Origin of the sequence: Vibrio sp. F13, from assembly GCF_020806305.2 — a bacterium.
Taxonomy (GTDB): domain Bacteria; phylum Pseudomonadota; class Gammaproteobacteria; order Enterobacterales; family Vibrionaceae; genus Vibrio; species Vibrio crassostreae_C.
On sequence record NZ_CP170176.1, the window covers coordinates 949,856 to 962,009 of the forward strand.

Here is a 12,154-nt window from a genome sequence, read left to right on the forward strand (position 1 = left end):
ACCCCTTTTTCTACCGCTCTAACTCTCTATCTAGTTTATTATCTTGGTCATTGTTGTTGTCACGCTCCTGATTAAAATCAAACGTTTTTTGAGGGGAGGGTTCTTTGCTGTCGAAGTGTTCAAGCTCTTTATCTTTGATTTCTTTTGTGTGTTGATTAATATCAGTGTCCGGCTCGTTGGTTAATGAATCATGGTCTTGAGTGGGTGTGTCGAATTCCTCTTTTTGTTGATGCGTTTGTTGATGGTATTGTTCAATACCCTGTTTAATTTCCTCAAGCATATCGTCAGGTGAAACAAACTGAATATTTCTCCCTGAAAAGTTGGCCATGATTTTTTCAACGTTGTTGGGATTTAAATCAGTATTTCCTTGACTCAGTACAATCACAATGTTCTGTCTGAGTTCATCGGTGGAGATATTCTGAATGTCATTCTTATGATTGACATTGATAATGTCGTATTGGCCTTGATGCGCTTGATTAATAATAAAAGCATTCTCGATTGAGGTACTGATGATGGTGGTGTGCAAATCACTGCCTTGATGGAATCGCGTTATTTGTTTGGATTTCGTGCCTAATATCCGTGGGTTGATGTCGAGTGCCGGATCTTTATTTCCTTGCCCGTCTAAATAAGTCACTTCAATCGCTTTTGTTTCTCCTTTTTTATCGTGAATGTTAGTTATCATTGCCGAGTGAAATGTCTGGTCCTCCGAGGAGTACACTGCTTGATGAAAATGAACATGGTCACTCTTAGGGTGTTCAATACCTAATTTATTGAGGTAAGTTTCGGCTAATGTGCCTGTGAGTGGCTGACTGGTTTGTATATATTCTTTCGCTCTCTCTTCAAATTGTGCCATGTGTTTTGGCGTAGTAGTCAGTAATTGTTCATGTTTAGGGTTGGCGGTGAGTTGGTATTTATTAGGATCATTAAGGATGTTGTGGGCTTCTTTCATTGCCTCCTTATAATTTATTTCCTTATGACTCATCATCAAATTGATTAATGAGCCTTTTTCACCGGTGGTATAGTCTTTAAAATACCCTCGATATTCCCCCGTTAATGACACTTTTAGAGCCGATTTACCGATACCAAAGGTTAAATAGTCACGGTCTGATTTAGATGGGTTCGGTTGTCCCAATAGGTTGATGGCTAAGCTTTCGGTGTATTTAGGGAGCGCTTGGTTGATGTGTTCTTTAAATTGGTTGTAGTCAAAATCTCCGTTTCTATTTTGATAACGTACGTCTTCATGAGGCAGAGCTTTGTCATTAAAGTAAGGGGTACTGTGTGGTGCAATGTTTTCGATGGTTTCAATGGCACTGTGTTTATTGACCTCTTTTGATAACCAGCTCTTCATCATCTGTTTTGGGTTATCGGTAAAAAGTTTGACATGAGTGCTCGCTCGGCTCAAATCGATGTAAGCGCGTCTTAAGTTCGTCAGTGCGCCTTTGCCTTTGAGAGTGGTAATGACGTACTGATACGTCGCTCCTTGCGCCATGTCCGCAGTTCTGGTGTAAGCGTAATCCCAATGCCCATCTTTGAGTTGGTTTGGATTGAGGTTTAACGTTTGCCCTTCTTTCGAAAGCGCGGTGATTTCTTCCTTGGTGGCACGGCTGATGGTGTATTCCACATTGGCTTTAATGCCTCGCGCTTTGTCGGTAAAGCGGGTCATGATTTTATCACCGGTTGAAAGCGGCTTTTCTGATTGAGCGAAGAGTGACGTGTATTTGTGGTCTTTGTTACGTGGCAAAAACGGTTTTGTCTTACCTGTATTCACGTCTTGAAGTGTCACTACTCCGTGCTCCGAATCAATGTGGGTAATGATGTCGTACTCTCCTTGCTTGGTGCTTAAAATGAGCCCTTTCTGATAAGGCATCATGGTGGCTAACTCTTCTTTGCTCTCACCTGTAGAGCGCAATCGGGTGGTGATGATGTTCTCTTGGCCTATCTCTTGTGTTTTCATCAGTCCGACACGAATGTGCTCAGTGATGTGGTCACGCTCATTATTCGTGTAAGCAATGATAAGCGTGTTTTCTCGCGTTTCGGGCGTACGGGCAAGGTAGTCCTGTGCTACAGCGTAAGGCAGCTTTTCGGTGGCAATAAGCTGTGCTTTGCTTTGGTCTTTCGCACTCTCATCGAGGGTGGAGATAATATGTTGCGTGCTACCGAGTGTATCAGGGCTTTGCTGAGAGAGTTTATCGAGGGCGCTGTGTGGCTGCTTATCCACAATGTTGTGTACGGCACCAAGCAGTATTTCATTCTTCTGACGAATGATGTCGGTCATAAAAGCCGTATCGATGAGTCCTTGTCTCATGCTCAATTCAAACGGTTTACCGGCATTAAGAGAAAGCAGCTGCTCTTTATCCCCAAGTAAGGTGGCTTTGGAGCCGCTTTGTAATACAAGGTCGGTGAGCTCTTTGGCTTGTTGGTTGCTGACCATGGAGCTTTCATCGAGGAAGAACAGCGTGTTTTTGTAGTCCTCTGGTAAGGTGATGCCACGTCTTAGGTCGGTCAGTAAGCTTTCCAGCGTTTGCGCTTGTATCCCTTTGCTTTCCAGTTCGCTGACGGCGGCGTGCGTTGGTGCAATACCTATGATTTGTGAAGGTGAGTGTTTACTGGCTTGGCTAGCGTGTTGAATCAATTCAATGTTGGATTCGAGTAGGGTGGATTTACCGGTGCCCGCTAAACCTTGCACGGCCACAAAACTGTCTTTGGTCGTTGAGATAAGGGTGATGCCGTCCTTTTGCCCTTGGGTAAGGCGAGGCTGTGCATCGAGATAATCTCTGACTTGTCTGTGGGTGGCAAACGGCTTGTGTTGATTTTTCCCTTGCTCAATGTTCCGCAAGATGTGCTTTTCGGTATCGAGCGCCGCTTGGGTGGTCCAGCGTGTGCCGTCGCTGTATTCGGCAGAGAGGGTGTCACTGCGCTTGGCGAGCTCTGTTTCAATTTGATCTTTGATTATCGGTTGATTGGCCTCTTCAAAAGCGTAACGGATCGCTTCGACGACTAACTCTTTTTGTGTAAACGCCGCTTCTTTTTCAGAAAGATGACTCAGGGCAAAGTTCAACGCTTTCTCTTGCAGTGGTGAATTTTGCTCTTTGTTTAAGAGAGTGAGGGCTTGCTGGATGTCGCTTTTGACGGTGATGGCGGTGGTGTCAGTCAGGTAGCGGTCGTTGACGCTTTGAGTGTGCATCACTCGCTCGATGGCAGAAAGCTTCACTTCGCTTTTCTCAAGCGCGGCCTGGGCTTTATCGGGGTTGTCGGTAAACACATCGATGCGCGCGCTTTTCTCGGTCAGATCATGGAAGAGCGCTTTGGATAGCGTAAAGGCTTTGCCTGAAATGAGAGTGTGCGGCCTTGGTTCGATATGACTGGTGGAATGCACATAGTCGTATTTTAGTGGTGCGTCTTTCAGCGCTGCAACGGATAAGGTTTTTGATTCGCCTTGCGTGTCGGTTAACGTTAGGGCTTCTTTAGAGATATCCGTGACCACGTAATGTTCATTGGCGTTCAACCCGGATGGAAAGTGCTTACCGGTGGTTATGAGGCGTTCACCTTGGTTGACTTGTAACGATTCAGGTTTAAAGAGCTGCATGTTGAGGGCTTTGAATCCGGCGGAAGCGGGATCGAGGGTGTATTCTTGGCCATCGGTTTTGCTGAGGACATGGACTCGATTGTTTGCCTTATCCGATGTTGAAACCACTAATTCTTGAGGTTTTCCCTCTTCCCAATGGCGAAGGGTCATGCCCGGCTTGTAGTGTTGCGCTAACTCCTGTTGGGGTTTAGACAAATAATGAGGCTGCTGAGTAAACAAGGTGATGCCACTGCGGGCAAGTTGACCCTCGTTCTGCAGAGAGGTCCGGATCGCGTCCGTCAATCTTCGTTGTTCAACGTGAGAAGTCGCCAGCACTTGTGTGTCTTCTTTGTTTGATAAGTAGGTATAAGCTCTGGCGAGGGTGCGCGTATCGCTGTTGTGCAAGGCAACCTTACTGTCTATCTGTTTGCTGTCTACCCAAGAGTGCGAGACGACGTTGCCTTTGCGGTAAAGCTCGATGGCGTTATAGGCTTTAAAACCTTGGCGACTGGACGTGTTGTTCAGCAAGATGACTTTGCTCCCCGAGCCCTTAGCTTTTGTATTTAAAGCCATCAACTCATTGGCGCTCATTTTGTGGGCGCTGTCGACGAGAAGGATGTCTTTGTTGGTCATAGGGACGTCTGAGTGCAATAAACTATGGACAGAGTGACGCTGCTCTTCTTGAAATCGGTGTTTTACCCAGGCTGCGATCGTATGACTTTCACGTTGGATGGTTTGGCTATGACGGTGTTTGTCTTTGGCGTTTTGTGACACTAAGTGGACACGTTTACCGACATGGTTGCCGACGTTCAATAGGTTTTGCGCGATTTGCTCACTGTTACCAAACACATTGACCACATGAAACTGTTTGGTGGACTGGTAAATGTCCGCCACCTTTTGGCGGTTGCCTTGAGTGAGGTTCAGTTTATCTAACGTAGCGTCATTGACGGGAGTACGCATATGGTGCGTACGCCCTTTGCTGGCCGCCATTAACACTTGTTCGGTTTTCAGCATGGTTTGAGTGGTGTATTGACCTTTCATGGAAAGGGGGATAAGCGCCCCGTCTTTCACCCATTGGTCTGCGACCACTTTAAGGTCAATTGCATTGGCTTGTACGCCGCCTTTGGTAAACTCGGCCGTGGCTAATTCTATAATCTTTTCCAGTTTTAATGCCGTGTTGTATTGCCCTAAGTGTTCAACGGCGCGACTAAACGCGTCTTTAGCGATTTGTTCAGGGTGATGCTCTTGTTGAGCTATGCCGAGGGCGTTTTTAACCAAGTCTTCGGGCTGATAGCCTTTATTGCACACCGTTTGTTGCCAGCGAGCATTGAGCGTTGCCTCACTTTCGTAGGTTTTGGCTTTGCGAGTATCGAGTGCGGCTACATCTTTTGCCGCTTGCGTCCCCCCAAAAACTAAGGCTTGTTGGTCGAGCTGTTGTTTGCGAGTAGAAAACGTATCAAGGAGGATTTGAGGGAGGCCTTTGGCTTCAAATTGGCCGTTACCCACGCCTTGCATTTGATAACCCATTTGTTCGCTCTCTTTGGCAAGCTGACTCTGGTAAAGAGCGGTGTAGTACTTTTGGAAGTTGTAAATGCGCTCGCCTGTCCCATTGATGACGCCGCCTTTTTGTTTGAGAGAAGAGGCGAGTGTACGCAGTTGCCCTTCTTTGTCGCGTGTCATGTTTGCCGTCAAAGCGTGGGAATGGAGTTGTGGGTCGTTTTCACGACTGGTTTTATGGCGCACGACCGCAAAGGCCATGGATTCGGTATTGATGAACTCACGAGCGCCTTCGTCATTGATGTGCGTGGCTTGTGCTACGTCTTTTTCTAATTGCGATAGCGCGAATTTGACCGCCGTGTTATGCGCATCGACTAAACGTGTGTCACCCCCGACGAGAGCAAGTACACTGACCGATTTTGGCGCAGAAAAGGTTAGGTCAAACCCCGATTTATGATCGTCGCGTTTGCCTTTGATGGTTTCATGGCCTAGGTGTCCAGATAAAACGGACTCTAACGTTTTTTGGTCAACCGGTTTACCGAGTAGGCCTGCTTCTTCGGCTAACTGACCATGCCAAAAGGTGTTTTCATTGGGACTGTTTTCTTTAAGGTAGTAGTTGTCGTTGCTGTCTTTTTCGAGAGAAATGTCAGGGGTCTCTTGGGTGTTTTCTTCGTTTAAGTAATACTTGGCGGCGCCAGAGGCGGATTTAAGAGGGCTAATGGACATCATAAGGTGTTTTCCTTTTGTTGGGGCGCAGCAAAGCCGCCACGTCAGCGCAATGCCGGTGATTTGGGTGTGGTACGAATGGGGTAGCGGACGGCGTTGATGTGAATGAAAGGGTGGTAAAGGCTTTTTACAGGGGAGGGCAAGATTGTGTTCGGTCTCTAAATGTTCCTTGATGTTTCATTTCGTGTGGTTAATCGTACATCTCGCCCGTTTCTGCTTGTGTCATGGACGCCTCTTCGGTCTCTTGTTGTAGTTCATTTTGTGTGTTTTCAGCGAGCTGTTGGTTTTGGGCTGCGTTATTGGTCGGGTTTTCCTTTTTCGGTGCTTTGGTAAGGGTTTGTTTTTGATGGGTTCTGGTTTGCTGCTGCTCTTCTTCGTCTTCATAGGTACTTTGTTGAATGGCAAGTAATCGGTTTCTTTGGGTTTCATCGAGCTCATGCAACGCAATTAACTCATGAAAAATCAAGGCTTGGTCGATACTCTCCATTGCTTTCCCGCCTGGTAGGCTGCGTTTGATGAAGGAGGGTTGGAGATTGCTCATGCGGTCGTACTTCAGTTGCAGCTTAGTGATGAGCATAGAGTTAGGGGTGCGTAAGTAACACTCTAAATCATCCAAACCTTGGATTTCGGCAGGAGAAACCACAGGACGCGTTTTGTTTTGATGGCCGAGTGAGACACCGTCACGCAATGCGTTCGCCCCGTAAGAGATATTTTCTCGTGAGATATCGATTTCTTGCTCACCAAGATCATCCGAGGAAATGGTGGCCATCGCTTTTGAAGGGGCGCGGAAGAAAAAACGCGTGTTGAGCAAATCAAAAATGACTCTCGCCGCGTTGCGCCCGTAAGTGGTTTCTAATTGAGCGTAAGATTGCAAACCCAGTAAATAACACCCTCCAAATTTACGCACTTCAGAAATAATGTGCGTGAGTTCAGGCAGTTTATGTAATGTAGGCATTTCATCGATGACCACCCAAATTCGGCGGTCGTCATCGGGCTCCATCCCTAGAATGGCGTTGGAGGCAATCGCGAGCCACATAGAGATCAGTGGTCTGAGTGCGGTGTGTTGTCTTGCATTGCTCGATAGGAATAAAAACCCTTGCTGGGATTCATCTTGCACCCAATCTGTGATCGAAAATGGCGCATGTTTACGGTGACCTTGGGCGTCTTTTTCATCCAAACCATGTAAGTAACGCAAAGACTTAATGTAAGTCGCCAGGACCGATTTGATGGATATCGCCGTCTTCTCGATACTTTTCGAGACTAGGGAGCTGGCTTCGGTGCCTTTTAAGTGTTCACCTAACGTTGAAAGCTCAGATGTTAAGATAATGTGCAGCAAATTTTCAATGGTACATTCGTGTTTGTCATCGAGCATCATTTGATAGGTGGTTGCTGCGAAAATGGTTCGTGCGGAATCCACCCAAAACGGATCGCCTTCGCCGTGTTGTGGAATAAGCGCGGCCGCGAGCGATTCAAAGTCAGGGGCTTCTTTGGCATCACTCCAAATATCCCAGGCAGCGCAACGCTCATCGAAGGGATTTAAAATCACGTCTTTATGCGGGTCATAGAATTTACTGACAAAATCGCAGCCTTTATCGTAGATGATGGCTTTATCGCCTCGCGCCCGTATCCAGCGCAATAGCTTGCGAATCGCAACGGATTTACCTGCGCCTGTGGTACCGTCAATCATTAAGTGCTTGACCTCAAACCTATCAACAAAAAGCTTGTGACCATCGAGCGCAAAAGGAGAGAGTTTTTTCTTCTTTTTTAGTTCTGCGGTGACGGCTTTAGGCTCAGCCAATTGAAAGCCGCGAATGTGGTTATCTTCGCTTTGCTCTTGCCCTTTTCTCTTAAACCAGTGGTTGATAATCACAAACAGCACGGTGGAAGTGACCACAGAGACTACTAGGCCAACGAACAGGGCTTGCAGTAATTCTTGGTAGCACTGTGACAATATGGGGTTTTGCAGTTGTTGGCCAAGGGTGCTGCTGTAGCGTTGCTCTTCCCATTCGATCACCACGTTGCGCTTTAGGCTAAAACCTAATTTGTTGAACAGCCAAAAGATACTGTAGTAGTAGGCACCCGTTAATGTGTTGGCCGAGGTGAGGAGGTAAGTGGTGAGAAGGCCGAGCAAGGCCGCGAAGATATTGAGGTACTTGATTGTGGTCACGTTCACTTGCCACCACATTCGAATGTTGTGAAAAGTGATTTGACCACCACGAGTCGTAGACATAGAAAAACTCCTTGTGAAGGAAAACAAAAAAGCGCCCACACTGAGCGAGGCGCTTTTGTTCGGTTTGATGAAATCTGAAATAGGGCTACAAGCTGCAAAAGAGGTGTATTACGACTGCCAAGGCTAAGATACGACAGAATAGCTTGGTGATCACAATTAAGATTGAGCCGTTTCAAAAACGTTTTTGGACATAAATGTGTTTCAGGAATTCTAACATTAGCGATTAATGAATAACTTTTTATAAGGCAAATTTGCCAATTAGTACTTCTTCGTACAGTGCGCACTTTGTCTGATTATGTTTAATGATGCATATCTTATAAAATCAGTTCAACCTCTTGTATTTAGAGCTTTTATCATTTAAGTATCGCGAAATGAGTAAGAATTACATTTTTCGAGAGTTAGAGTGCCAAATGACGAGGTAGCTGAACTGTGTTTCAAAACTGTGAGGACTGGGTACAGTTCAAAATGTTATACGATAGAATGGAGCTACCAACTGGCCAAGTGGTTAGGCCACAACAAATATTAGCAGGAATTGCTCTTTTGGGGATTCAATCGGATCTAGAGATTAAAACCTCAACGCACCTACTAAAACTTGCTAGAAGCATTATCAAAGATCAGGCCATAGAATACGTATATTGTTGAACATTAGGTGAATGATCTAAGTCGCAGTTTATGCCATATGAAAGTGATAGATTAACTCTCCTTATAAAAAGATGAGTACTATTATGAAAAAGTTGTTATTACTCGTTGGTTTAACTATTTCTACAGTTTCAATGCCGACATTGAGTCATCCCGGACGTACAGCTTCTGACGGTTGTCATTATTGTCGAACAAACTGTTCAGCTTGGGGTGTTCCTACGGGGTCAAGACATTGTCACGTTCATGCTGAACCTACTAATAAAGATCTGGAAAGTTCTGAGATAGTAAAAAAGCATAGCGACGACGATGGGCAGTTTGTAACTATAAAGCATGATGATGTATGGACAACATTCATATCAACAGCAGTAAAAGCTGACGATATGTAGCAAAGCACTTGCACGTACTGTTGATTTTAATAAGCCGGACTCATTGAGTTCGGCTTTTTCATGGCTTAAACTACATCGATAGCTTCAGGCCAAATAAAGTAAGGACCAAATCGTTTGCTGTATTTGAATTCAGCACCTTGTTCTTTGCCTGATTCAGTTAAAGTGTGTTTCCCATCTTCTAACGAGAGATACCCTTTCGACACACAGGCTTGAAGAAAATCGTCAGTTTTTAGCTTATGTTTCTTTGCGAGTTTAGAAGACGTAACTTTCGTTTCTTCAAAAACTGCATTTGATTCATCACTAATTGCAGGTTCAGCTGCGTCAGATGAAACCTTTTCTAGTGAAATCCTAACTTCATCACTAATACGAATAATACGTTGAGCTTCTTCATAAGAGTCTTTGTAAATCTCTGAGTCTTCATCTCTGTCGATGAAGATACCCATTTCATTATTATTTACTTGGCTGAACTCATATAGGTTTAAGCTAGTGATGATACAAGAGCTTTCGTTAATGTAGCACTTAGCGTGAAGGTTTTTACAGAAACTAGTACGGATGTAAGATAAACCTTTAAGCCAGTTAATCTCATCTGGTTGTAGTTCGCTTTTTCCATAAACAATTCTGATGTCGATTTTTAATCGATCTTTATCTTCTAGTAGCTCTCTGATTCGGTCATTAAGTTTCAAAAAAGGGCTGATGAGTATCAACCTTTCAGATGCATTCTTAATAAGTTCTTCTAAATAGTAGTTTGTAGCACTTGTGTTTAAAAACTTAGCCATTTCATATCCTTGACATATAAAATCTAACGCATACAAATTACGACGAGAACACAGTTAAAGCAAGTTGGTCATTTGATACATCAAACATGACGCACAATATCTGATTATGTTTGGTATGAAAGGCACAACCTATTGTTTATTCTGATTTTATCAATGCTATTAGACGTCGATGCACTGGTTTGGTCTTGTTAAGGCGATAGGCAAAATCAAAAACTAGGATGAGAAAAGTATGGTTTATCAATGCGAATTCAAAGTATAAATTACATTAACTAACACGACGTGACTCTTGTTGATAAGGTGACCATGACTGGTGCAAAGAGGTGTCTTGTTTGTGGATTAGCCAGTCCTCCTTTTTGGTCATATCAAGGAGAAAGAAGCCGGACTCATTGAGTTCGGTTTTTTAACAACAAAAAAGACTACAAACTAACTATTTCCCCATAGCATCCTTTTGTTCTTGAATGACGTTGCGGCATTTTCTAAGGAAGGCATGAGAGTTAATTTAGATATATCTAACCTATATAGAAGCTTCAATAATTCTTTAGCTTCTGACGACGGTAATGATAGACGAACGGTTGGAGGACGTGCGTAATTTAATGACTTCGAGCGTTCACTGATCACAGTTTCTTCCAAAGTCGGCCACCGTTTTTTTGCTTTATAAAAATGATTAGACGTGTTCACTAGGGTGAATAAACCTCGTTGCGCGCGTAAAAAATTGTTATTAACTTTGGGCGTCGAGATTAAGTTTATACTTTCAATATTTTTGATTATGTTGGTATTAATACAAAGAATGGAAAAATGAGTATCCGGTGCATTGTTTAACGCTGAATTAGCGGCGAAATAGGCAGCTACAAAAGGAGACTCAGTCCAATCTAATAAACGAGTCGGTACACCATGGTGTTGTGCCAAAGCAATACTAGGGAGAAGTTGGTGATCGAATGTATCATCGTCTTCAGTTACTACTCCTTTGAAAAGGTTGTAATCAATAGGAGTCTGTAAACCGATATGATCAGCAGCTTCTAGAAATAGATATACAGAGCGAATTTCTGCATGATTATGAAGTTTCAAGTATTGGCCAACATCACTTCGATTTACTGGAGATTGAGGCGTGAAATCCTTCAAGCTACTTTCGTCACGGTGAGCAGTTGGCAATAGAGACCAGGACTTGTTACCTTGTCCACGAAAAATATAGTTACAAACATATTTTTCACTCACATCAAATAAGCTTTTTGGGTTGAAAATGTTATCACCTAAGAGTTCATCAATAAGCTCTTTTGCTGATTCGTAAGTAATATCTATGTCGTACATGAGTAAAACTCTTTAAGTATAAGCCATTAAAATAGTTTCTAGCGAGAGTCTTCAGTTTTAGAAGTTCCGAACTTAAACTAACATGGTAAGTCTACTAGAGTTTTCTATTGACTAACAATCACTTATCTCTAGGCGTGTAAAAACTAGCGCGCAAGCTTGCAACTAGAGCAGGGCTATGTGAGTGCTGATAGATAGGTCGAATTTACCTCCGTGATACATCACGGGGAGTCACCGTGAAGAATATTATAAGGATGGATAACTTTCTAGAAGGGCAAACGTACATAAATAGGATGTGAATGAGTTCAAATTCTACCCAACAATGGTTGGGTGGACGACATATCTTTCTTTCGTTCCCCTTGAAAACCTTTCTTGGTGCCTATATATGCATATATGCAATGTTGCATAATTTAAAGGAGGTTTTTCCGATGAACGATTGGGATTACGTGAATTTTAGCGAAGTTCATGAAATGAATTATCATTTAGGGCTAGTTGGTAAATCGAAATCTGAAGACAACAGAAAGTACCTAAGAGATAACACTCAATGGACAGCAAAGAACAAGTTGGACAAAACACGCATTACACACACTGAGTTTAAACCCTTTGTTGTAGCCGATAAGCCGTATTTGCAAGATCCAGCTTAACGCGGGAATTGTAGATAAAGACGTCTCCCATGAGGAGGCGTTCTTCGTGACAACACAGCACTACTTGTTAAGCGTTTTGGTTCTATTCAGTTATATCCCCCCATAAATACCACTTTGAGTCTTATAATCTGAGTTAGCCCAGCTTTAACGCCTCTGGACACTTTCGAACTAGAAATTGTCACGGTAAACATTCTACCTATCAAGATTCTTGATGTTTATTAGCTATTGTCTTTGCTATTTGGCGAAATATCAATAACTAAAGGGATTGCAAAGTAAGTTGTGGGAAGCTAACGCGATAAGTAAAATTAGCGCTAACTAAAATGTCTTATTTTTGGCTAATATTACATGAGGTTACGTTAAATCTGGTTCTATTTATCTCTAACTTGAAC

At 43.6% G+C, this 12,154-nt stretch carries 6 protein-coding genes and 1 pseudogene; 3 read left to right on the forward strand and 4 right to left on the reverse strand.

Annotation, left to right across the window (positions count from 1 at the left end; all coding sequences use genetic code 11):
* Nucleotides 1–10: 10 nt before the first annotated feature.
* Together traI and traD are read right to left on the reverse strand one after the other, a co-directional pair.
* Nucleotides 11–5,791, reverse strand: a complete 5,781-nt coding sequence (gene traI, locus LMH68_RS19285) for a conjugative transfer relaxase/helicase TraI (RefSeq protein ID WP_229647743.1) — start codon at nt 5,789–5,791, stop codon at nt 11–13.
* A 187-nt stretch (nt 5,792–5,978) separates the two neighbouring features.
* Nucleotides 5,979–8,018, reverse strand: a complete 2,040-nt coding sequence (traD, locus tag LMH68_RS19290) for a type IV conjugative transfer system coupling protein TraD (protein WP_017102203.1) — start codon at nt 8,016–8,018, stop codon at nt 5,979–5,981.
* Nucleotides 8,019–8,428: 410 nt separating this feature from the next.
* Here traD and LMH68_RS19295 point away from each other — a divergent pair.
* Nucleotides 8,429–8,660: pseudogene (locus LMH68_RS19295) on the forward strand (regulator).
* 83 nt (nt 8,661–8,743) lie between these two features.
* Nucleotides 8,744–9,043, forward strand: a complete 300-nt coding sequence (locus LMH68_RS19300; protein ID WP_133152788.1) for a hypothetical protein — start codon at nt 8,744–8,746, stop codon at nt 9,041–9,043.
* Nucleotides 9,044–9,108: 65 nt separating this feature from the next.
* Here the strand turns inward: LMH68_RS19300 and LMH68_RS19305 are convergent, their stop codons facing one another.
* Complete coding sequence (locus LMH68_RS19305; protein WP_017061854.1) at nt 9,109–9,819, reverse strand: phospholipase D family protein; 711 nt, start codon at nt 9,817–9,819, stop codon at nt 9,109–9,111.
* A gap of 423 nt (nt 9,820–10,242) precedes the next feature.
* Nucleotides 10,243–11,124, reverse strand: a complete 882-nt coding sequence (locus LMH68_RS19310; RefSeq protein WP_017061853.1) for an FRG domain-containing protein — start codon at nt 11,122–11,124, stop codon at nt 10,243–10,245.
* Between the two features lie 425 nt (nt 11,125–11,549).
* On the opposite strand from LMH68_RS19310, the gene LMH68_RS19315 reads away from it, so the two are divergent.
* Nucleotides 11,550–11,765, forward strand: a complete 216-nt coding sequence (locus LMH68_RS19315; RefSeq protein ID WP_029236513.1) for a hypothetical protein — start codon at nt 11,550–11,552, stop codon at nt 11,763–11,765.
* The last annotated feature ends 389 nt before the right edge of the window (nt 11,766–12,154 follow it).